The sequence below is a fragment of the Halorubrum sp. Atlit-26R genome (assembly GCF_003666015.1).
In the GTDB taxonomy this organism is placed as follows: domain Archaea; phylum Halobacteriota; class Halobacteria; order Halobacteriales; family Haloferacaceae; genus Halorubrum.
In genome coordinates, this window is sequence record NZ_QPLT01000008.1 from 68,207 (window position 1) to 90,242 (window position 22,036).

Sequence of the window (22,036 nt, forward strand, 5' to 3'; positions counted from 1 at the left end):
TAACGACTCGACACTTATTAGCTCGCCTACTACTCAAATTCTACATCAGTGGCTCTGTTGAAATCCTCTTCTTCAGATATATTCTCACCTGAAACAGCCGGTTGGTGTGAGTTGCTTCGTGATTAATAACCGTAATTTAAGACATTCGGACATAACGAGTTTCACATGCCCTCCTCAAAACGTATTGCGGCGGTGTTGGTACTGATTGGTATAATTGGATTGGCGTATTCGGCACTGACTGGTCAAGTCATAATTGGAGCGTGGTTGACGCTTTCAGCATTTGGTGTCGCGGCACTGGTGTACTACGGCGATTCCGAACGTCATACGCTCACTCGTGCTGCGATCGCTGTCACGGTTGCCTATGGCATTTTTATGCGCCAGTTGCCGATGGCTGTCATCGCCGCCTGTGTTGTCTACCTCTCTGCGTGGCTTACCGGACCAAACAGTCCGTTCAACGCACCTGACACAGCGATATTTCCTACTCGACAAACAACTACTGAAGGATCAGAAGACACTGATTGACAGTCCTGATTTCTTGTACTGACCACAACCGGGGCAGCATCTATCACTTTCTAAGGATTTCAACAGAACCGTTCTGCCGTATAGTACCGCCGCTCAACGGCTAATTCAGAGAGTAAGCATGGATACCGACAAACCCACCGACCGGGCTATTGACTCCGAATCCGAACCGTATCTTCGCCTTGATAACGAGCGAGTCGCTGGTAGCGACAGCGAGGTCGGCATCGAGGGGGCAGACGAACAGACGGTAGCGGTGAGGCATAAACACGAGGGCGTCCGGTTCGACGCGACGCTTGACGACGACGGGTATCTCCGTGGCGCCCACGACCGATACCTCCCAACCGGGCTGTACGCGATCGTCGACGAGTCCCCGGACCAGTAGACGCACATCTCGCCTTTTCTCCGCTACTCTCGTCCCGGTAGAAGTGCCAGCCGAGAACCACAACCATACTAAGAATAATGGAAAACAACTAAGTGCCCGGGCCTCCACGATCCGATGAGGCAAGAGAACGATGGCATACAGAACTCAGTCCAATCGCGTTGATACGCTCGCAGGAGAAGCGGTCGAGCCGTTCGGGACCGACGTGCTGATCGACCGGGTGGTCCCAGCGGTTGAAGACTCCCACAAGGTGAACACGATCGCGACGCTCGTTCAGAGCGCCGAGGCCGTCGACACGCGCGCTTTCTCCGAGCAGACGACCGAGAAGGCGGGAGACGCGGCCGAGGAGATGGGCGAGGAGATCCACAACGTCGTCGACGAGGTAGTGGCCGACGAGTGCGCGCAGGTCTTGGAGGAGGCAGGCCCGGAGTGGTGGGAGCAGTCCGATATTCTCACCGAGGAGATGGTCTCCGAAGCGGTCAGAGAGGCGGCGGCATGGCTTCAGGACCACCCGGACGCAGCCGAGCGTGCGGGTGTTACCGTCCCGAGCGACACCCCCGAGGCGGGAACGGCCGTGACTCACGACCCGTCGTACACCAGCGATAAGGCGACAGAATCAAACGGATACTAATGGAAAACTATTAAGTGGGTGCCCGCCCTCGTTTGATTTAGGATCGAACGATGGCAGGTGACTCAGACGAGCATTCGGTTTCAGACCCGCCAGCAGGACCGACGCTGCCCGATGGGTGGGTGGATTACGAGGTACCGCTAACAGCGACCGGGATCGCCGTGGTTCGGGCGACGTCGAAGGCGCAGGCGGCCGAGTGGGCGCGCGAGCAGGGCGACGATCTGCTTACCCACGTCTCCATGACCGCAGACGAGGGGATGGAGACGAACGCCCGCCCGAACGCCACGGACCCCCCGGAGAACGTCCGTTCGGGTGATGGGTCCAACTACGTTCCGTCAGTCCCGACCATGTCGCAACTCGTCGAGGCGCGGGAGCGGGCAGAGCTCACACAGGCCGATGTTGCGGCGGAGCTTGGCGTCTCTCCGGGGACGGTAAGCAACTGGGAGCGGGAGACGACCCGACTGTCGCTCAGGCAAGCTCGCGAGTATATGCGGGCGGTCCGCGACGCGTAGCGACACCATGTTGGAGCGGCGGACGTATGCCGATGGGACGATCCGGCTAATTCTCAAGCGGTGTCCGGCGTGCGAGGAACCGATCGACAGCAGCGACCGCGCCGACCACATCCAGTCACACACGCCACAGGACTTTGGCCTCTCCCCGGCGGGGGAAGTCCGTTCCTAACCCAATCGCCATACGGAACATAATGGAAAAATTTAAGTCCCCGTAGCCCCTTGTGTGAGATGAGAACAGAACGATGGCACGTTCCGAATCCCACACTCAGGACGGCAGTTTCGAGCAGGTAACGCTCATGGCGGACTTTGGCCCGACGGTCGACGTCGAGGACGGCGAGCCGGTCCCGCCGACCGAGGTCGCGGGGTACACGCTTCTGGATGGATCCAACACGCGATTCCGCGCGCCGTCGCGGGTTTCGTCGAGCAGCGCGCGAAACATCGTGACGCAGCGGTACGTGTGGGTATGGGTCGATTTCACCGGCAACGGTCCGTGCGAGGTCTGTGTCAGCGAGGCCGACGAGAAGCCGTGGAACGGCCCCGTCGTCGCGACGGCGGAGGATAAGGTCGAGGCGGTCCGCGAGGCCGTGGCGTGGATGGACGACAACCCGGCCCCGGACGCGCCGGAAACGGTCGCCCGGGTCGGTGAGAACACCCACGCCGAAATGAAAGAGCGGGCGGTCGGCCGCGCAGCCAAGCAGATCCGCGAGGGGTCGGAGGTTACGGTCGACGGGTCGTACCCCGCGACCGTCACGGAGGTCGAGGAGATGGACGAGTCGGAGACACCGTTCATTGGGACGACCGCGGCCGACGTGTTCCGCTGCGAGACCGCGGCCGGGACGACGTTCGAGCTCATCGTCGAGCAGGCCACCCACACGACCCCGGACGTGTTCTACGCGCCGGAGGGCGACGAGTGGGTTCTGCCGGCGGCGCTTACGGTCAACAACGAGCAGAACCTTCGCGAGAGCGTTTACACGGACACCTACGAGTGGGTGAAGGGCCGCGAGGGCGAGACGGTTATCCACCAGACCGGTGACGCGCTCTTTGAGGTGGTCGAACTTTCCGACGTTCGCGACGGGTTCGTGAACCCGCCGTCCGGGAAGGAGTTAGACCCCGAGCAGACCCGCGGTGGGACGTACATTGATGAGGAGGAGGCCGGCAAGTGGTTCGACGCGCCGGACACGCTCGCGACCGGGATGTACCGTGTGACCCCGTTCGGCGTGGCCGAGCACGCCGACGAGTACGGCTTCGATCCGGTGGTCGAACCGGACGAGTGGGACGGCGTCGACGCGAGTGAAGCGTTCGACGCCGAGCGGGGTGCGGGGACCCCCGACCCGACGCCCGTCCCGTCCGAGCGGTCGAACCTCAGCCGCGACGCGGCGGTCGACGCGGTCACCGGCATCGGAGACACCGCGGTCGAGGAGGCATTCTACGCGACGGTCGGGGAGAACTACGAGATGGGCTTCCCGCTCCCGTTCGTGGGAACGCAGTATGCCGCGAAGGCGGTCGCGGACCTATACACGCTCCCGGACGAGGGGCCGACCGCCACCGACGCGTTCCGTGCGGTCATCGGGCTACTCGGCGGCATCGGCTACCGCGCCGACCAGTCGACCGTGACGGCCGCGACCGCGATCACGGACCCGTCCGGGATCGACATGGACGCGATCGACAGCGCGTGGGTCGCAGAGGACGCGCAGATCAAAGGCGAGTACCTTCCGGGATGGGCCGCCGAAGCCGGCGCCGACGAGACCGACGACGGTGGTACGATCGCCCGGCTTGGCGTCGGCAACATCAACGCGCAGGACCTGAAAGACCACGTCCCCGAGGAATACGACGAAACGCGGGGTGCGGTGGTCGCCCGGACCCACCCGCACACGGACGCGATCGGGATCGCCGGGACGAACGGCGAGGGCTACGTGTCCTTCCCGGAGCGCGCGGCCGAGACGGCGGCGGCGATCGCCGGCGTCGACCTTTCCGATCCCGAGGCGGGCCTCATGGCGTGGAGTGACGGCACGGGCGACGGCGTCGTGCTACTCTCCGGGGACAGCCCGTGGAACGTCGTCGTCGATACGAACGACACGCTCACTACGCTCCCCGTCGCGGCCGACGTAGCCGACGCTGCCGAGTAGGGACCACCCGGCCAGCCCGCGCTTCCGTTTTCCCGACCGGCTCACAGTTTTTGTGAACCCCACCCCCCGTCACAGATTTTGTGACGGTTGCGTATGTCCATACGGAAAATAATGTAAACTATTAAGTGCCCCCAGCCCCTTGTGTGAGTTGAGGACAGAATGATGGCACACGCAGAATCTCAGGACAGCGACGTTGCGGTCGAGTCCCGGCTTGTGACCGACGCAGACGAACTTTCCGAGGGCGACGTGATCCACATCGAGGACGAGCATTGGATCGCTCGCGCCCGGGTTCTCAGCGTCGGTGACGCGGTGACCGACCCGACTAACCGCAACTTCGAGTTGGAGGTCATCGCGAGCGAGAACTTCGACACGGAGGGGATCATCGATTGGACGGCGAAGCCCGGGAGCAAACTGACGTGGCGGATCCACGGGTTCGCTGCCGATCACGATACCTTCGAGGGGTGGCGGGTCATGTCCGATGCCGCGGTCATCATGCGCGTCGAGGAGTGACCGCATGGCGGTCGAGTACCGGGTCGCCAACTGGGTCGACGTCGCCGGCGACTATCGCGAGCAGGCGGCAGTAGTCCATCTCGATGCGAACTGGGCCGCGCCGGCGCGGTACTCCGGTCGCGGCGTCGACTACGTCACCCACCCGATCACCGACGAGGCGACCAGCGACTTTCCGGAATCGGAGCTCCAACGCGACGAGATCGACACGTCGCGGACGATCGCGGACATGATCGACGCGGCGTGGGATGCGCTCAAGCCCGGGGGCTGGCTGTTGATGGACGCCGACTCATCTTTCTACAAGCGGGAAACCCCGCCGTTTACGGCGGGAGGAACGCGACACGGTGAGAAACAACCGCTGTTCGGTGGCCGACCGACTCCCCGCATCAAACCCAACCTATATGAATGTAGGGTACTACATATGAAGTATGGCGGAGGTGCGTCGCACGGCCGTCGTCAAACTCGATATGGACGACAGCGACGCGACTCTCCTCCACGAAACCGTCGAGGAGTACCTGTGGGCGTGTAACTACGTCGTCCGAGACGCGTGGCAGGACGACTACAAGCCCACCTCGAAAACAAAACTCCACGACCGGACGTACTCCGACGTGCGCGAACAGACACGGCTTCAAGCCAACCTCGTTCAATCCGCACGTAACAAAGCCGCCGAAGCCATCAAGGGCGTCGTCGCCCGCTGGCAGAACGGCAAGAAGGCGTCACAACCACACTTCACGACGCCATCCGTCCGATACGACAAACGGAGCGCGACGTTCCACGACGACCGCGTATCCCTCTCCACGGTGAACGGACGTATCGAAGCCGAATACGTCCTTCCACCAGAGGGAGACAACCCGCACACGAAGTACCTCCGCGACAACGACTACGAGGTCACGGGTGCGACGCTTCAGTACCGCGACGCGACGGACACGTTTTTCCTCCATATTGGAACGAAGGCCGACGTGGAGACCGAGATACCGGACGAAGGCGACGCCGAGAACAGCACAGTCCTCGGCGTGGACCTCGGTATCGAACAGATTGCCGTCACGTCAACCGGAATGTTCTGGAGCGCCGACTACCTCAATCACCGCCGTCGGGAGTACGAGCGGGTTCGTGGTGACCTCCAACGGACAGGCACGCAATCAGCCCATCGAACAATCGAACGGATGGGCGACCGAGAGACACGGTGGGTCGAAGATTACCTTCACCGTATCTCAAAAGCCATCGTCCAAGAAGCCGTCGCGCACGGGTGCGACCGGATCGCCTTCGAGGAGTTAACGGACATCCGCGACCGGATGCCGGGCGCAAAGAAGTTCCATGCGTGGACGTTCCGCCGTTTGTACGACTACACGGCGTACAAGGCCGAAGCGGAGGGTATTGAGGCCACGCAGGTAGACCCGGCGTACACGTCCAAGCGGTGTTCGAAGTGCGGGACGACGCTGGACGAGAACCGGCAGTCGCAAGCGAAGTTCTGTTGCCAGAAGTGCGGCTACGAGGTCAACGCAGACTATAACGCGGCGAAGAACATCGGCTTTCGGCTACTCCGTGCGGGGCAAAAGTCTCCGCATGGAGGGGCGACACGTCACCTCGCCCTGAAGTCGGGGACGCTGAACGTGAACGGCGGCTACTCGCCTGCCACCCGGTAGGGTCGGCCAGAACGGGAGTCCACCGACAAGCTCCGCCCTTTAGGGCGGAGAAGGTGACACGCGTCCCGCCGGTTCCAGCAGTATCTTGCGCGTGAGTACGGCGAGGTGCGGGTAGCGGCCGGGGACACGCGACCGTACCGCGGCGGCGGGCTTCGGAAGGTGGCCGACGTGCGGTACACGAAGAAGGACGGCACCCCCGACTGTTCAGGAACCGGCCAGTACGGTACCGAAGCCGGCTACCCCGTGGTCATGGCGCACAAAGGCGAGACGGATCGGGAGTGGTCCGAGTCGGTGCGCCTCGATGCGCGCCGGCCGCGATGGCGGGAGCCGACCGACGAGTACGGGCAGGGGACCGTGAAGCCGGTCGGCCCGTACAAAGTGTGGCTGGACGCGATCGCGGAGCAGGGCGAGCTTGTCCTTGCGCCGTGTGCCGGCTCAGGCCCGGCGCTCATCGCGGCCGAAGCGTTATGGGGAGAAGACGCCCGGGCAGTCGGGATCGACACACAGCCCGACGCACGCTCCGCGTGGGAGCAGCGACGGACGCACCTTCTTGGAGACTGCGCCCGCGACCAGCAGTATCTCGGCACGTTCGCGGAGGACGCCCCGTGAGTTAACCAACACCTGTCGGGAGACCCGCCTGCCTGTTGGTTAAGACCCGGGCGACTGACGGCCGCGTGACCCGGAAATTTTCGGCCAACCGAACGCCCCTCTATCGATGTGTTCTGGTCGCTCCCCCTGCGAACACACCCCCGCTTATCGATGTATTCCACCACTACACATCTATACTGTATATAATGGAAAGCCTTAAGTCCCCGTAGCCCCTTGTGTAAGTTGAGATCAGGACGATGGCGACAAACCACCCACTCAGCGAATACACGGAGGAACAGCCGGACACGCCCGAGTGCGACCCGGGCGATTTGGTCCGTGAAGTGGACGCGGACAACGACGACGATGAGGCGATGGTCGTCGTCTCGCTCCCGGGAGAGCAGGCCGACGAGTACGAGATTGACCCGCTCGCGGGGACCACGGTGTTCGGCTACTCCGGGACGCCCGACAGCGTCGAGGCGGACGAGCCGGTCGTCGAGGTCGCATACGTATCGACGCTCACCCACTACGCCGACAGCCTCCCGGACGGCTGTACGCCCACGACGGCCCACCAGCACTTCGAGGTGATCGAGGACTCTCCGGTGACCGTCTACGCGTATCCCGAGTCGCAGATCGAGAACATCGAGTAACCACTACCACGACCCACATCAACCACAGATCATGAGCTCACACGATATTCCGGCACTCCCGGCCGGCTGGGAAGTCGCGGTGAACACGCCGAAGCACGTCGCGCTGCGCGATCCCGCCGGCGACGGGCACCTCATCAGCCTCTCGATGGACCCCCACAACCCCGGCAAGACGTGGGCGGTCCACGGGAGCGCGGAGTACGGACATGACGGGTTCGAGGATCACCCGCTGTTCGCGGAAGGCGAGCAGTTTGATGCGGCGTTCGCGACCGCCGTCGACGTGATCAACGGGCTTTCCGGGGGCGACGTTCCGGAGCCGATCCCGGACGATCACCGGCCCGAACCGGGCGCTACGGGGTCCGACGAAACCGAGGATGAGGCCGAGACCGAGGTCGAGTCCGATCCACAGGACGCCGCCGACGCCGAACCGGCCAGCAGCGACGACGGCCCCGAACAGGCCGGGCTTGGCGAGTGGGTGTGAGGCCGGGTCTCCGGCCACAGACATCCATACTGTTCTTAATGGAAACTCTTTTACCGCCGGGGGTCGAATCGGGGAGTGAGGACAAACGATGGCACAAGTCACCCTCACACCCGACCAGTTGAGCGCCGTGGAGACACGGGGCGCGTACACGACGACGGACGAACAGGGCAACCGAGTCACGATCGTACTCGATGATGAACCCGCCGAGCAGGACGCCGGGGAGCCGGCAGGTATGGTCGCGGAGGTCGCGGCGGTCGAACACGGCGATCGCGTTCGCGTGACGCTTGAATCCGGGGAGTCGTTCGAGGGGACGGCGACCGAACCAGCGTCGACAGAGCCGACCGACCACCACCACGCCGAAGCGTCGTTCGTGTTCGACGGTGTCGACATGGACCACGGTAGCAGCGTTGCCGATTACGCGGCCGTCCGGCAGATCGAGAAGTGGGGTAAGGCCGAGCTTGATGATCCCGAGTTAGTGTACGCGGCCGGCGTTGAGCGCCATATCCCGTCGACCGACGACGAACGAGTCGGCGTCGTCGAATCGATCCGCGTTCTCTCGTCCTAACCCCTCCACCACCATACGGAACATAATGGAAAGCCTTAAGTCCCCGTAGCCCCTGATCTAAGTTGAGGACAGAACGATGGCACACCGAAGTCCCCTCAAGCGCCGACAAGAAGAACAGGTTTCGACCCTCGATGGATTCACGGCGGTTTCCACCGCGGACGACGCGCTCGCGGCGGAGTTGGAGGCCCACCTGCCGAACGGGTGGAACGTGTCGGAGTTGACTTACTCTCCGGAGCCGGCCGAGAGCGACACGTCGACGTACACGCTCACGCTCACGCACGACCACGCTCCGGTTTCGATCGAGGTCGAGCCCGCGTCGACGGCCCGCGCCCAATGCGCGATCCGCCCGCAGAACACCCACCGGGTCGTGTTCGTCGCCCCCGACGAGACGATCGAGAAGGTCGGCGCGGAGAAGATGTTTGACCGGGAGGAGCCGGCCGAGGTGTTCGAGCCTGTCGTTGCGGTCGCGAAGGCGGCGCTCGACAGACACGGACTCTGGTTCTACACCGAGGACTAACATGAGCCAGCAGGACCTTTCGCAGTACGTCGACGCCGTTCGCGATGAACAGACGCCGGCGCCGGGGGCGTCCCCGGCCGGCGAGCCCTCCGGGGCGGCTACTTCGGACACCGACGCGTTCGAGACCCCCGGCGCCGAGGCGTTCCCGGGCGACGGGGTCGACGTCGACGGCCGGGCGACCCTTTCCGTGGAAGTGTGCCTTCCCGACGGCGACGAGGAGACGGTTCGGTTCGCTCGCGTGGCCGGAGAGGGGGGTGTAGGCCGCTCCGAGCTTGACGCGCCGGAGGCGGCCGCAGCGACGCTCACCGACGCGGTCGGCTCGCCGGCCGTGTTGACCGGGGGCGGTCGTGTGGTCGGAGATCAGCGGTACGGGTTCGGTTCGCTTGAGTCGGTCACCGCCGAGGGCGACAGCATCCGCGTTGAGATCGACGAGAAACACGCGATCAACGGGCGGCCCAAAGACGACCCGCGGACGCCGATACTCGGCTCGTGGCAGGTGTACCTCCCGGCGACGGGCGCGGAGGCCGAGACGATCGCGAACGCCATTCGCGCCTACCAGACGGGCGAGACGGACCACTTCCGTGCGTCCCAGCGGCGGCGCGCGAACAAACGCGAGCGACTGTATGAGCGGTTCCGGTCGCTTTCCCCGGGTGACACGGTTTCGACGCCGGCGTATGCGACGGATCTCACCGTCATCTCCCACAGCTACGACGTATGGGCGACCGGTGTCTCCACCCTTCGGGGAAGTACCGACAAGCAGGTTCACGCGGTCGTCGTGTCGAACCCTCGTGGCGGCTTCTACCAACTCGGGATCCAGCAGTCGTGTTCTGACGACGAGCTCCCAACGTGCTACCTGTCTCGGTCTCTCAAACACGTTCCGACACCCAACACCGAGTTTTCCGTCGAGGACCGATTCACCGCTGACGACTGTGCGGTCGAGGGAGGCTCGCCAGCCGATGACGCACCGTTCGCGATCCCCGACCGTGCGGCAGACGAGTCGCCGCTACCGGCGAAGTGCCGTCGCGAGTCCCTTCGAGACTTCAACGGGATCGGAGAGAACACCGCACGAGAGGTATTCAAGACGGCCGGAACTACCTGCGCGCACGAGATCGCATATGCCCTCTACGGCGAGGGTGACGTCGACGCGGCCGCCGGCGCGGTCGCGGAGGCAATCAAGACGAGCCCGAAACACAACGAGGTGTTCAATCGGCTCAAAGATATTCATAATGATACATTAAAATAGTCAGACTACAAGACTATTTACCCCGAACACATAACTAATTAATATAGTAGTTGCGAAGTGACGAAGACATGAGGTTGACTACCCATGATACCTGCGTCTCTACCGGCCAGCCTTCGGAGCCTCTAACGGGATCAACACTACGTTCTGCTGCCGAACGTATTGCGGAGGAACGAACGGCAGACGGCCGCAACGACTCATACTACAGAGCCAAAGAGCAGCTTTACAGGAACCTCGCAGACCTCCAAGAGTCAGGGGATTTCCGGGAGGAGATTCTATTGGGTGTTAGCGCCGAGGCACGAGAGGTAATATCTCAGGATCCGCCGATCGAGCAGCTAAAATCGGCAGTTGCGCGTTTGGAAGTCGTCATCGAGATCCGCAACGGACCTCTCTCCGGTCCCGAGCCGTAACGGGCCGCGTTCGGCGCGCTTCCCTCCCCTTCTGTTTCTCCCGCCGTAGCCACAGCGGTACTTGGATCTGCCCGGCATGGTCGTCCCGCGATCAGAATCTCCATACTGATATTGATGGAAAATACTTAAGTACCCCCGGACCGTGTTATGAAACATGAGTCAGAGCGAAGCTCACGCAGCAGAGTGGAAGAATCGCGACCGGTACGCCGAGATGCTGGACTCGGGCATGACGCCCGACGAGATCCACGAGGAGATCAGCTCGGAGTTCCCGGAAGTCAGCCTGTCGGAGTTTCGGACCTACCTCTCCCGCTGCCAGTTTGACGGCGTCGGCGGTCGGTGGAGTCCGGATCAGTCGGTCCCGATGCGCCTTAGCTCCGGCGTCGAGGTGAGCTTCCCGCTCCCCGAGGAACTACTCGACTCCCCCGAGTTCCCCCGGAAGGTCGAACACGGCGTCCCGATCTCGTTCCACCCGATCATCGACACGACGAAGACGGGGACGAAATTCGGGATCCGCGCGATCCCGTGCGACTACCCGGAAACCGACGATCCCGACGCGTTCGACGACGACTACGAGGGTGCCAAGATCCACACCCGGTGGAGCAACGAGCGCAAGGCGTTCAACGTCGGGGCCCGCAGCATGGAGCTCCGGCTGCGCCGCCGCATCTCGCACGTCATGGGTCTCTCTGGGATGTTCGCCCGATACGACCCGGGGACGGCGAAGCTTCAGATGAAGGGCGAGTCGGAAGTCGTCGAGGATGGCATCCTGTCGGGGATCGACAGCAGCCCGACGTTCGGGGACGACGGCAGCGCCGAAGTGGACACGGAGAGCAGCGGGCGGTCGGAGGTCTCCGCGGACCTGACGGTCGAGGATGGCGGCCTGACGGTTCATATGTCGCCGGCGCCGCCGGTGTGGACCCCGTCGTCCGTGTCCGACCCGCTTGCCGAAGGGAGTGCCAGCGACCCGCCGGAGGCCGAGGATGGCGAGCTTCTGGAGCCCAAAGAGATCCACATCGGTCGCGGGTGGGACCGCAAAGAACTGTGGGAGAAGGTGGACAGCGACCTCACCTACTCTGAAGCCGTCGAGAAGTACGCCGACGACGATGACGACGTAATCGGTGACATGGTGAAACCGTACAAGCACCCGTGGAACGTCCACTCGCACCAGTTGGTGTTCCCCACCAGCTACGCCAGCGCGTACGGGATCGAGGATGGCGACGAGATCCACCAGCACTACGGCGCCGTCGAGATCGACGGGCACCGCCAGCTGGCGATCATCTACCGGTTCGACGAGGACGCCGACGATGTGCCGTCCGTCCGGTCGACCATCTACGGGCAGCAGAAGAACGACGAGGTGGACACGACCAACTACGTAACGACACCTGACCGGGTGCTGCTCCACTCCCTCGGTATTCTCGTCGAGGAGAGCATAGACGACGACGCCTCTGCGATGGTGTACCCCGGGGAGAACTACATGGCGCTCGTCCCCAACCCGGACCTGTAGGCAAACGTCGACAGCCCGGTTCGGCCGCGCAACTCTAACGCACCGCTCCTTCTCACGATTCTACGCCGAACGGCAGCCACGTCGCCGTGAACGGCTATCTGGTCCGGTCGCCCAGTCACACACCGACGAGTCGGGAAGTGGCCCTAATACCAAATATACAGCGACAGCATCCACATCAGCGTGGCCGAGATCATGAACAGAACCAGTAGTCCGATCCGCGCGATACTAACCGTTCCGCCGACGGAGAAAACCGATTTCCGAGCCATCGTCAGTTGAGATACGGGTGCGCGTCAAGCACCGGTTTGATGAATTGGAAGGTCTCAGGGTCGCAGACCTTTGCCTCCGCAGAATCAGGGTCAGTAAACGAGTACGCGTCGATCGTGTCCCACTCACCGGGAGCAGCAGCGAAGTTGCGTCGCACAGCAGTCTCTCCCTCGGGACTGACGTACAGGACGGTACAGCCGTCCTTTGTCACCAGATCCCCCTTCGAGCGGTATTGGACCGCCCCGTTGATCCGGGCGACCGCGTAACAGATCACGTCACCGTCTGAGCGCCGATACTCCCCCGGCTGGTGGCAGTCTTCGAGTTGTTCAGCCGTCAGACGGGAGGCCGTCCCCGTCTGTGTGAACTCCAAGCCGTTTCCAGTCGTGGATCGAGTTCCCATATTATTCACCTATTTTGACGGTCTGGGTTGCCCCAACTTCCTGTTTCACCCTATGAGCCGGATGCCCATAAACCTACTGGAAGTAATGGAAACTTATTAGTACCCCACAACCCTCACGTCTCAACACCATACGGATTATAATGGAAAGCATTAAGTGGGTGGGGGCCCACACTACAGTTGAGGTCAGAGAACGATGGCAACCGCAACCCACACTTCGACGGAACAGGCAGCAATCACGACGGAAGTCGATGCCGAGGCCGGCTACGCCGACATTCGGGTCGACGGAGCGGGGGTCGCTTCTGTTGACACCGATACGGACGCAACGACCGTCCGCGCGATCAATCCCGATCACCCGGAGGATGCGGCCGGCGAGTGGGAGCTTACCGGGATGGACGGCCAGATCGAGACGATCGTCAACGAGCCCGCGGGTTACGCCGACGTGATCGTGAACGAGATCATCGTCGCGAGTGTTCACGTCGACGACGGCGCCGTGACCGTTCGGGCGTTCGACCCCGAGATGCCGCAGAACGCCCTCAGCGAGCATGACTTTTCGGTTGATGCGGCCGAGGAGGAGACCGATGCCTGAAACGAGCGGCGTGTCGCTCCCGATCGCGTTCCGGCACCTGATCGAGTCGGCGCTTTCTGACTTCGGCGTCGAGGTGGCCGGAGAGATCGAGGCGACCGAGATCGACGGCGGCTACGAGGCGGCGGTCCCGATCGACGGGCGGCTGTTGCTGGCGGACGTGACGGAGCATCAGGGCCGGCTACTGGCGTTCCAAGGCGGTCGGGAGATCATCTTTCTACAGGCGGGAAGCCCCGCGTTTACGGCGAGGAGGAACGTGACACGGTGAGAACCAACCGCTGTTCGGTGGCCGACCGACTCCCCGTATCAAATGCAACCTATATGAATGTAAGCTACTACGTATGAAGTATGGCGGAGGTGCGTCGCACGGTCGTCGTCAAACTCGATATGAACGACAGCGACGCGACTCTCCTCCACGAAACTGTCGAGGAGTACCTGTGGGCGTGTAACTACGTCGTCCGAGACGCGTGGCAGGACGACTACAAGCCCACCTCGAAAACAAAACTCCACGACCGGACGTACTCCGACGTGCGCGAACAGACACGGCTTCAAGCTAACCTCGTTCAATCCGCACGTAACAAAGCCGCCGAAGCCATCAAGGGCGTCGTCGCCCGCTGGCAGAACGGCAAGAAGGCGTCACAACCACACTTCACGACGCCATCCGTCCGATACGACAAACGGAGCGCGACGTTCCACGACGACCGCGTATCCCTCTCCACGGTGAACGGACGTATCGAAGCCGAATACGTTCTTCCACCAGAGGGAGACAACCCGCACACGAAGTACCTCCGCGACAACGACTACGAGGTCACGGGTGCGACGCTTCAGTACCGCGACGCGACGGACACGTTTTTCCTCCACATCGGAACGAAGGCCGACGTGGAGACCGAAATACCGGGCGAAGGCGACGCCAAGAACAGTACAGTCCTCGGCGTGGACCTCGGTATTGAACAGATTGCCGTCACGTCGACCGGGATGTTCTGGAGCGGCGACTACCTCAACCACCGCCGTCGGGAGTACGAGCGGGTTCGTGGCGATCTTCAACGGACGGGCACGGAGTCTGCCCACCGAACCATCGAACGGATGGGTGACCGCGAGACGCAGTGGGTCGAAGATTACCTTCACCGTATCTCAAAAGCCATCGTCCAAGAAGCCGTCGCGCACGGGTGCGACCGGATAGCCTTCGAGGAGTTAACGGACATCCGCGACCGGATGCCGGGCGCAAAGAAGTTCCATGCGTGGGCGTTCCGACGCCTGTACGACTACGTGGCGTACAAGGCCAAAGCGGAAGGTATTGAGGCTACGCAGGTAGACCCGGCGTACACGTCCAAGCGGTGTTCGAAGTGCGGGACGACGCTGGACGAGAACCGTCCGTCGCAAGCCAAGTTCTGTTGCCAGAAGTGCGGCTACGAGGTCAACGCAGACTATAACGCGGCGAAGAACATCGGCTTTCGGCTACTCCGTGCGGGGCAAAAGTCTCCGCATGGAGGGGCGACACGTCACCTCGCCCTGAAGTCGGGGACGTTGAACGTGAACGGCGGCTACTCGCCTGCCACCCAGTAGGGTCGGCCAGAACGGGAGTCCACCGACAAGCTCTGTCCTTTAGGGCGGAGAAGGTGACGCTGCGCGGCTTCGAGGACGACTGAGTGATCCTCACGGCGAAGGTGGTGAAGAACCCGTGAGCCGTGCCGAGAACCGCGGTGCCGAGAAGCTGTTTAGCGCGCTCAATTTCCTCACGTCGGTCGCCCCCGGGACGGAGGTCGAGTTTACCATCCCCGGCGAGCAGGAGCTCGCGGCCAGCCGTGACGGCTACCGCTACGGTGTCCGGCAGGTGGATCGCTACCAGCAACCGAACCACTACGTACTGACCGGCGCGGCGACCGAGGTCGACACGGTCGACCCAGACGAGCGGTTCGAGTCGTACCACATGGCCGTCACGGCGCTTGCGGAGGCCATCACGACCGACGAGCGGCAAGACGATCTGACGCCCTTCGAGGAGCGGGATTCAACCCGGACGGTTTCGGTCCCTGTCTCGCCGTCGACCGAGTGACGATCAGTTTTATTGAACCCGCGCCTGTATGTCCATACTAATACTAATGGAAAACTTTTATCACCGTGCGGGGTGTAGAAAGAAACACGATGGCACGTAGGATCCGCACGGGGCACTACAAGCTTGGTGAGACGGAGGAAGTCCGCGAGGACAGACAAGGGGAGCGGCGTCTCTGTACGTTCGAGTACGGCGTCGTGAAGGGGCACACAGCGAACACAGCAGACCCACCCGAGGAATCGGATGAACGGGTGTACTGGGCACACTTCTGCCCGGGTGCGCTCTACCGGAGCAAGTGGTTCGTCTACCGCGTCGAGATCGATCCGGGCGACAGCCCCGAGGCACAGCCACAACTCCTTGAGCGGCTGGACGACAAGCAGGCGGCGACCAGCTGGCTGGAGAACCGCTACGCTGACGAGTTTACCCGGACCTACTGATTCCGGTTGTATCTGACTTTCTGACCTCTGTTCTTACCCCCGCCACTCCCATACTGTAACTAATGGAAATTTTTAAGTCCCCGTAGCCCCTCGTGTAAGTTGAGAGCAGAACGATGGCACGTTCAGAAGCTTCCCCCACGACGCTCACCGACGACCGCACGCAGGACGCCGTGAACGCCGCGGCCGCAGTTGGCGCTCCGCTCCGCCACGTCTCCGCGGGCGACGTGCTGTACTTCGTCCGTAAAGACGTTCACGCCCTTGTTTTCGAGGCCGGTAGTCTCGATGCGCCCGCCAACGAGGGCGACCTGTACCCCGAGACGGTCGACCTCAAGTGGCTCGATGGCTACCGCATGGAGTCGGTCGACCGGGGCATCAGCGCGGACGTGCTTGCTCGGATGGGCGAGCAGAACACGGTTCGGGTGGTCGACAGCGACGTGGCCGAGAACAAGCGCGCGACCGGCCGGCGCCGTCCCGAGTGGTCGGCCCGCGACGGCAGCGTGGTCCCGGCTCCGCGGACGAGGGTCGACACGCTCCGTTTCACGCGGACTCGCTCGCGAGACCGCGTCAACGCGTTCCTGAAGTCGCCGGTCGTCGACCACAAACAGGACCGGATCCAGAAGGCCCGCGCCATGTTCACGGCCGAGCGCCCCGACGGCCGCCCCGCGGCGGTTCTGACGGTGAGCTCTCCAACCGCTCGCAACGCGTTCGACCGCCGTACGGTCGAGATCAGCCGCTACGCGAGCCACCCGGAGACCGAGGGCCACGGGACGAACAACACGGCGACGTGGATGCTCTCGCGTGCGTGCCGCTGGGCGGCGCTTGAGGGGTACGAGCGGGTCCGCACGCTCGCGGGGACCGCGGGCAACGACGGCGGTATCTACCGGGCCGCGAACTTCCGGTTCGACGGCGTGGCCGACACGGACGGCAACCACGACCGCGAGGGCCGGTCGAACCACAATCACGACAAGCGTCTCAAGCGGTTCGTCCGCGAGATCGACGCGGACGGCGGCAGCGGTGAACTCGGCGTCCCGCGCCGGTTCGACGCCCGTCTCGCGGGCAACACGGCGACCGACGGCGGCATGACGTCGCTATCGGAGTTCGGTGAGAGCGCCGCGCTCACGCCGGCCAACATGGCGCTGACGCGCGAGGAGGCGTCGGACACCAAGTTCACTCGGAGCGGCGACAGCGACCAGTACGCAGCGTTCAGTCCCCGCGTTCGCGACCTCGACACCGACGACAAGCTGGCCGGGCTTGAGGCCGCTCGCGGGAAGCTCCCCGCGGCCGTGTTCGGAGCCGACGTGGACGGGACGCTCGCGGCGGCCGTCGTCGTGAGCGGCGACCCGGACGCCGCGGTGCCGGTCGCGACCGTCGACGCGTACCTCGCTCGGGAAACCGAGTACCCCGACGCGACCGCTCGCTGGTTACTGTCGCGGGCCCGCGAGTGGGCAAACCTCGATGGATACCAGTCGCTCCGCGTCCCTCACGGCACGTTCGACAGCGTCGAGGCAGTCAACCCGACCGTCCCCAAGGGCGTCGGCTTCGAGGCCGACACCACCGCAAAACCCGGGCATCGCGCCGCCTTCTGACGGCGCGAGTCACCCGCGACACACGCGTACATTCCCTGAAAGTTCCAGCGTCAGATGCGTCTCACTACTCCGACAAAAATGTATAGATGACTCCCCGGTTCCGTGCTGGTCTCGGGGAGGGAAACCCACCGATTCAGCCCCGTACTATATCACAGTACCATACTGGAAGTAATGTAAAAACTTAAGTGGGTGGGGGCCTACGTTACAGTTGAGGTCAGAGAACGATGGCACGAGGCATTACCGACGCGACGCACGCGATCTCAGAGGAAACGATCGACCAGATCATGACCGACTACGACGGCGGTGTCCGGGTGAGTGACAGGGTCCGCCGAGAGCAATTCAACAAGCGCCTCAAGGAGTTTCAGGTCAACTTCGTCGACGAGGAGCTACCCGGGTACATCTCGCTGGCGCTCTCCGAGGAGAACTTCCCCCCGGTCCGGCGCCCCACCGACGAGGGTGTGATAGTCCTGAACGGAGTCGTCGAGTCCATCGACGTGTGTGTCCCGGACGGACACGCCGACCCAGAGCGGGAGAAGATTATCCCGGCGATCAAGAAGGCCCACGAGCTTGAGGCCCGCAAGCGGTTCCCCGACATGGTGGAGCCGGACCCGTCCGTGATACCGTTTATTCTCAGCGAGCCGGCCGTTGAGGTGTCCGTCCCGGTCGGCAGCAAGGCACCGCACGCGTAACCACCACCCCTCTTACTTCCCACAATGACCCTTCCGTACACTATCCCGGCGACGTACCGCGCCAAGTGCGCCCCCGATCTCGATGCTGTTGCCCCCACTCCGAGCCGGTGGGACCGACACACCTCCGAGCAGGACGTGCTGGCGATCGGGCGGGGCGCCCCGGTTGAATACATCGGCCAGTACGTGTTCTCCGACGGGTCGGAGAAACACGCAATCACGGTCGCGTACCTTCGCGAAGAATCCGACCTCCATTGGGACCTCTCGTGGGTGTGTAGCGACGAGGAAATCACGGGTACGCACCTCCGCGGAGTCACCCAATGCCACTACGAAACGCACGACGCCATGATGGACGCTCTCCGGGACTACATGGCGGGTATCGAGGAACACGCCCCGTCACCGCACTACAACGTTGACGCGGTCGTGCCCGCGCGCTCCCCGGCTGCCGACCCGTCCCGGTAACCGAACTGGGGAGTAGAACCCTCCCGTTCTTTACTATACTCAGACTAATGGAAAACTACTAAGTACCCGTGGGGCCATGATACAGATGAGGACAGAACGATGGCCCACGCAGAATCCACCCCGACCGAGACCGACGCTGAAACCACGAACGACACCCGCGACCCGTCCCCGGAGATCACGAGCCACGACGACGGGAGTCTGACGGTCACGAAGGACTCGGCGATTCCGGATTTCATCCGCGGCGAGCGGGAGCCGGACTCCGTCGAGGTCCCCTCCGAGGATGCGGCGCTGTTCCGGATCCTCATGGACGTGTTCGAGGGTGTCCGCCTGCCGGACCTCATGCCGGCCCGTCTCGCCCGCGAGTGCGACGATACGGCCGCCGTCGTCGAGCGGCTTGGCGACGTTGAGCGCGGCCACGTCTCCGTCGACGGCGCCGCCTACGGCTTGAGCTACGTGAAGGCCGCCCGGGAAGCAGTCGAGGAGCATCGCGACCGCGACCCCCTCACGCTCATCGCAGTCGGCTGTTCCGCGTCGAAGCGCGACGTGGAGACGAGCCGTGCGGCCGACCTCTACTCGTCGGGGTACTGGACGGTCAAGAGCCGCTACGGGTCGGAGGCCGGCGACGAGTGGGGGATCATCTCCGCCAAGTACGGGTTCATCGAGCCTGACGAGGAGATCGCGAACTACGACCGCTCTGTCTCCGATATTGAGGGTATCCCCGTCGACGGTGAGGGGCGGCTTCCGAACGGCGACGCGGTGACGACTCTCCTTGACGAGTGGGCGGTCGACGTCTACGAGGGGCTGTCGGCGTGGATCGACTCGGTCGCCCACCCGGACGACCCCCGTGACGTGGAGCTACAGGTCGTCCTCGGTGACCGCTACTACGACCCGCTCGCGGAACGCGGCGTGTTCGACGCGCTTCGGGCGAGTGGCGAGCTTACGGTCGAGCCGGTGTTCCAGACCCGAGACTTCAGCGGGATGGGCGAACAGATGGGATGGATGAACGAGCAGGTCGACGCGGCGTAGGCACTTCCGGCGCCCCGCGGTCGTTTTTATATGATACCGGGGAACCTGTGGTGTGACAGTCGCTGTACTCCCGTTACACCACGGAAGCATCATCTACCCAACGCGGGTCCCGAACGCGGAGAGCAAATGGCCCCCTGACGTTGTGCTGAAGAACTCCTACGACGGCGAACTAATCCGCGCACGCATCGACGCCGGGTGGTACCGTATCGGGCGTCGAGATGAATACGACGCAGAGTATCACGAGACAGGCGAGCAGTACGGTCACTTCCCGACGGCCGTCGCGAACATCGTTGATCAACAGTCGTTCGGGTACCGACAAGACGGTGAGCCAGCGACCATGCTCTCTGTCGCTGACGACCCGGAGACGATCGAGGTCGAACCCTTAGACACGGGCGGGATACTGGTCCAGACGTGGAACCAACTTCCCTTCGGCATCTACCTGAGCAGCGGTGAAGCCTACCGAGTCCGCTTTTCAGAGTCGACCGACCAGCTCTCACAGCCGGAGCCGGGTATCGGCCGTGACTCCACCTCGGTAGTTGTCGAGTACCGGCAGGACAATGTTGCTGAGTGGGAGCAGAAAGGGTACGCCGTCCCGACAGAACTCCCCAACCTTCTCCCCAGCGTACTGGGAGAGAACTCCCCTGTTCACGTCATAACGGATCCGTCTCGCGAACGGATGGCCGAGGCCGTCGAGGCACACTTCGACGAGAGCGAGATATACCACGTCGCGCAGTCAGAGACCGGCGAGGCCGTCTCCGAGCGCGCCGCGATCAACAACCGCACCGCGTTCCCACCGACACACCCGGTGCCGGCCCCCCTATTCGAGTAGCATCGGGCGTTTCCTCCCACAGAATACTATACTGTATCTAATGGAAAAGAGTTAAGCGGGTGCCAGCCCTACTGGGAGATAGGTATGAGCGAAGTATTCGGGAAGTGCGAGTGCGGGTACGTCGCTGACGACTACCCGGACGCTCGCGAGCATCTGGACGAAAAGCACCCGGGCGCCAGCGGTCCGGGGTTCGGGATGTTTGATAGCTACGACCCGGACGCTGACGAGCAAGCGGACGAGCAGGCCGACGAGCGGACGGACGTGGGAGACAATAAGGGGGTGTGGGCGAAGTAACCATGCTCCGGCCCGCTATCACTCGGGTTGAGGAACCGAACCCCGATACGGATCCCCACTCGCTGATCATCGCCTACCACAGTTCGGTGCCGCACACGTTCACGTTCAGCGTGAGCGACCCGCCGTGGGAGGACACCCCGGTCGCGGCCTGTGAAGCGGTCGAGCAGGACAGCGAGACGGTTTCACTCTCCGCGATGGAACTCCCGGAAGAAGTCCGGGACGAGGTGGAGAGCCGTGGGTACACCATCCGGGAGGCGTAATGGCAACCAACGGCTCGCAGGGTGGAGAGATCCCCGACGAAGCATCCGAGGTATGGCACGTTCACTACCCAGACACCGACCAAGCGGTCGAGGAGGTGTTCAACGCCGTCGTCGAGGCCGACCAAAACGAGATGGGCGACGTGCCGCCCTACCGGCAGTTCGTCCTCAGTCGCGGCGACCGGTTCCATCCGCCCGAGGAGCGCGCGGACGACCCGTTCGTCTTTGGTGCCGCCGAAGTCGACGATGAGGACCGAGACATTGAGACGACGGTCGTTCGGGACGAACCGGTTGCGGTCGGGTATTTCCTCCACATGGCTGAAACCCACGCGATCGCTCGCGACCAACTCCTTGAACCTCTCCGAGAGCGGGCCCCCGAGTGGGTCGACACCCACGAGGCGTGGGTTGACGGTCTCTCGGTACGCGAGCGTCGGCTTCGGCTCATGGACCTCTTGGAGTGGCGCGTCGAGGACGGTGAGGACTGGGTCGCCGGTATCTACCTCAACGAGCAGCCGTGTACGTGGCGTTCGACGAACCTCTCTGACGACGGCGAGCAGGCCGCCCGGCGGATCGAAGACGCGATCGACGTCCGGCCGTCAATGTGCTACCGGACGGCCCAGATGGCGGCGCTGTACGCGTTCGACGAGCCCACGCTTGCCGACCGCGTTGAGTACGTCGAGGGCGTCGCCCTCCCGTCCGACGCCTCTCAGGCCATCCGTCATGCGTGGATCGAGATCGACGGCGAGGTCGCGGAGCTGACACGTAGCGAGCGGAAGCCCACCCCTGTCAGGGTGGGTCCGAGCGACAGCACATCGTCGCAACCCACGCGCTACGACCCGTCTGGATGTTCCACTGCTTCCAGACCGGTTTCTATAACCTCCCGGTAGGCTTCATCAAGAGCCATA

General features: G+C 63.2%; 30 protein-coding genes. 29 read left to right on the forward strand and 1 reads right to left on the reverse strand.

Going from position 1 to position 22,036, the window contains the following annotated elements:
* Positions 1-165 precede the first annotated feature (165 nt).
* From DVK07_RS10375 to DVK07_RS10440, 16 genes are all read left to right on the forward strand, one after another.
* Positions 166-522, forward strand: a complete 357-nt coding sequence (locus DVK07_RS10375; protein WP_121596990.1) for a hypothetical protein — start codon at positions 166-168, stop codon at positions 520-522.
* A 118-nt stretch (positions 523-640) separates the two neighbouring features.
* Positions 641-901, forward strand: a complete 261-nt coding sequence (locus tag DVK07_RS10380) for a hypothetical protein (protein WP_121596991.1) — start codon at positions 641-643, stop codon at positions 899-901.
* A gap of 130 nt (positions 902-1,031) precedes the next feature.
* A complete protein-coding gene (locus DVK07_RS10385; RefSeq protein ID WP_121596992.1) occupies positions 1,032-1,529 on the forward strand; it encodes a hypothetical protein in 498 nt (165 codons plus the stop codon).
* Positions 1,530-1,579: 50 nt separating this feature from the next.
* On the forward strand, positions 1,580-2,038 hold the full coding sequence (locus DVK07_RS10390; protein ID WP_121596993.1) for a helix-turn-helix transcriptional regulator: 459 nt from the start codon (positions 1,580-1,582) through the stop codon (positions 2,036-2,038).
* A gap of 242 nt (positions 2,039-2,280) precedes the next feature.
* A complete protein-coding gene (locus DVK07_RS10395; protein ID WP_147441108.1) occupies positions 2,281-4,164 on the forward strand; it encodes a hypothetical protein in 1,884 nt (627 codons plus the stop codon).
* Positions 4,165-4,326: 162 nt separating this feature from the next.
* Positions 4,327-4,674, forward strand: coding sequence for a hypothetical protein (locus DVK07_RS10400; RefSeq protein ID WP_147441109.1), 348 nt, complete (start codon positions 4,327-4,329; stop codon positions 4,672-4,674).
* A gap of 4 nt (positions 4,675-4,678) precedes the next feature.
* The gene (locus DVK07_RS22115; protein ID WP_147441110.1) at positions 4,679-5,200 is read left to right on the forward strand and encodes a hypothetical protein; all 522 of its coding nucleotides are present in this window, start codon (positions 4,679-4,681) and stop codon (positions 5,198-5,200) included.
* The gene (locus DVK07_RS10405; protein WP_121596996.1) at positions 5,100-6,314 is read left to right on the forward strand and encodes an RNA-guided endonuclease TnpB family protein; all 1,215 of its coding nucleotides are present in this window, start codon (positions 5,100-5,102) and stop codon (positions 6,312-6,314) included. The genes DVK07_RS22115 and DVK07_RS10405 overlap by 101 nt, the downstream gene beginning before the upstream one ends.
* Before the next feature lie 105 nt (positions 6,315-6,419).
* The gene (locus tag DVK07_RS10410) at positions 6,420-6,923 is read left to right on the forward strand and encodes a hypothetical protein (RefSeq protein WP_121596997.1); all 504 of its coding nucleotides are present in this window, start codon (positions 6,420-6,422) and stop codon (positions 6,921-6,923) included.
* 236 nt (positions 6,924-7,159) lie between these two features.
* Entirely contained in the window at positions 7,160-7,549 is a 390-nt protein-coding gene (locus DVK07_RS10415) for a hypothetical protein (protein WP_121596998.1), read from the forward strand.
* A gap of 31 nt (positions 7,550-7,580) precedes the next feature.
* Positions 7,581-8,027: a hypothetical protein gene (locus tag DVK07_RS10420; protein WP_147441111.1), complete on the forward strand. Its 447-nt coding sequence runs from the start codon at positions 7,581-7,583 to the stop codon at positions 8,025-8,027.
* A gap of 88 nt (positions 8,028-8,115) precedes the next feature.
* Positions 8,116-8,592, forward strand: coding sequence for a hypothetical protein (locus DVK07_RS10425; RefSeq protein WP_147441112.1), 477 nt, complete (start codon positions 8,116-8,118; stop codon positions 8,590-8,592).
* A 76-nt stretch (positions 8,593-8,668) separates the two neighbouring features.
* Positions 8,669-9,109 carry a hypothetical protein gene (locus DVK07_RS10430; RefSeq protein ID WP_121597001.1) on the forward strand — a complete coding sequence of 147 codons (441 nt, stop codon included), beginning with the start codon at positions 8,669-8,671 and terminating at the stop codon, positions 9,107-9,109.
* A gap of 1 nt (position 9,110) precedes the next feature.
* Positions 9,111-10,352, forward strand: coding sequence for a hypothetical protein (locus DVK07_RS10435; RefSeq protein ID WP_121597002.1), 1,242 nt, complete (start codon positions 9,111-9,113; stop codon positions 10,350-10,352).
* A gap of 68 nt (positions 10,353-10,420) precedes the next feature.
* Complete coding sequence (locus DVK07_RS22120; RefSeq protein WP_147441113.1) at positions 10,421-10,759, forward strand: hypothetical protein; 339 nt, start codon at positions 10,421-10,423, stop codon at positions 10,757-10,759.
* Between the two features lie 154 nt (positions 10,760-10,913).
* Positions 10,914-12,260 carry a hypothetical protein gene (locus DVK07_RS10440; RefSeq protein ID WP_121597003.1) on the forward strand — a complete coding sequence of 449 codons (1,347 nt, stop codon included), beginning with the start codon at positions 10,914-10,916 and terminating at the stop codon, positions 12,258-12,260.
* Between the two features lie 268 nt (positions 12,261-12,528).
* Here the strand turns inward: DVK07_RS10440 and DVK07_RS10445 are convergent, their stop codons facing one another.
* Complete coding sequence (locus DVK07_RS10445; RefSeq protein WP_147441114.1) at positions 12,529-12,924, reverse strand: hypothetical protein; 396 nt, start codon at positions 12,922-12,924, stop codon at positions 12,529-12,531.
* A 193-nt stretch (positions 12,925-13,117) separates the two neighbouring features.
* Between DVK07_RS10445 and DVK07_RS10450 the strand changes: the two genes are divergently transcribed.
* From DVK07_RS10450 to DVK07_RS10510, 13 genes are all read left to right on the forward strand, one after another.
* Entirely contained in the window at positions 13,118-13,510 is a 393-nt protein-coding gene (locus DVK07_RS10450) for a hypothetical protein (RefSeq protein WP_121597005.1), read from the forward strand.
* Positions 13,503-13,775 carry a hypothetical protein gene (locus DVK07_RS10455; protein ID WP_121597006.1) on the forward strand — a complete coding sequence of 91 codons (273 nt, stop codon included), beginning with the start codon at positions 13,503-13,505 and terminating at the stop codon, positions 13,773-13,775. The genes DVK07_RS10450 and DVK07_RS10455 overlap by 8 nt, the downstream gene beginning before the upstream one ends.
* Positions 13,776-13,855: 80 nt before the next feature.
* Entirely contained in the window at positions 13,856-15,070 is a 1,215-nt protein-coding gene (locus tag DVK07_RS10460; protein ID WP_121597007.1) for an RNA-guided endonuclease TnpB family protein, read from the forward strand.
* 115 nt (positions 15,071-15,185) lie between these two features.
* Positions 15,186-15,557 (forward strand): hypothetical protein, encoded by a 372-nt coding sequence (locus DVK07_RS10465; protein WP_121597008.1) that lies wholly within the window; start codon positions 15,186-15,188, stop codon positions 15,555-15,557.
* A gap of 89 nt (positions 15,558-15,646) precedes the next feature.
* Positions 15,647-15,991 carry a hypothetical protein gene (locus DVK07_RS10470; RefSeq protein WP_121597009.1) on the forward strand — a complete coding sequence of 115 codons (345 nt, stop codon included), beginning with the start codon at positions 15,647-15,649 and terminating at the stop codon, positions 15,989-15,991.
* A 113-nt stretch (positions 15,992-16,104) separates the two neighbouring features.
* Entirely contained in the window at positions 16,105-17,577 is a 1,473-nt protein-coding gene (locus DVK07_RS10475) for a hypothetical protein (protein WP_121597010.1), read from the forward strand.
* Positions 17,578-17,861: 284 nt separating this feature from the next.
* Complete coding sequence (locus DVK07_RS10480; RefSeq protein WP_147441115.1) at positions 17,862-18,266, forward strand: hypothetical protein; 405 nt, start codon at positions 17,862-17,864, stop codon at positions 18,264-18,266.
* A 24-nt stretch (positions 18,267-18,290) separates the two neighbouring features.
* A complete protein-coding gene (locus DVK07_RS10485; protein ID WP_121597012.1) occupies positions 18,291-18,725 on the forward strand; it encodes a hypothetical protein in 435 nt (144 codons plus the stop codon).
* A gap of 99 nt (positions 18,726-18,824) precedes the next feature.
* Positions 18,825-19,751, forward strand: a complete 927-nt coding sequence (locus DVK07_RS10490; protein ID WP_121597013.1) for a DUF6884 domain-containing protein — start codon at positions 18,825-18,827, stop codon at positions 19,749-19,751.
* 52 nt (positions 19,752-19,803) lie between these two features.
* Positions 19,804-20,580, forward strand: coding sequence for a hypothetical protein (locus DVK07_RS10495; protein ID WP_121597014.1), 777 nt, complete (start codon positions 19,804-19,806; stop codon positions 20,578-20,580).
* A gap of 84 nt (positions 20,581-20,664) precedes the next feature.
* A complete protein-coding gene (locus DVK07_RS10500; protein WP_121597015.1) occupies positions 20,665-20,874 on the forward strand; it encodes a hypothetical protein in 210 nt (69 codons plus the stop codon).
* Positions 20,862-21,134 (forward strand): hypothetical protein, encoded by a 273-nt coding sequence (locus tag DVK07_RS10505; RefSeq protein WP_147441116.1) that lies wholly within the window; start codon positions 20,862-20,864, stop codon positions 21,132-21,134. Before DVK07_RS10500 ends, DVK07_RS10505 begins: the two co-directional genes overlap by 13 nt.
* Positions 21,134-22,018, forward strand: a complete 885-nt coding sequence (locus tag DVK07_RS10510; protein WP_121597017.1) for a hypothetical protein — start codon at positions 21,134-21,136, stop codon at positions 22,016-22,018. Before DVK07_RS10505 ends, DVK07_RS10510 begins: the two co-directional genes overlap by 1 nt.
* The last annotated feature ends 18 nt before the right edge of the window (positions 22,019-22,036 follow it).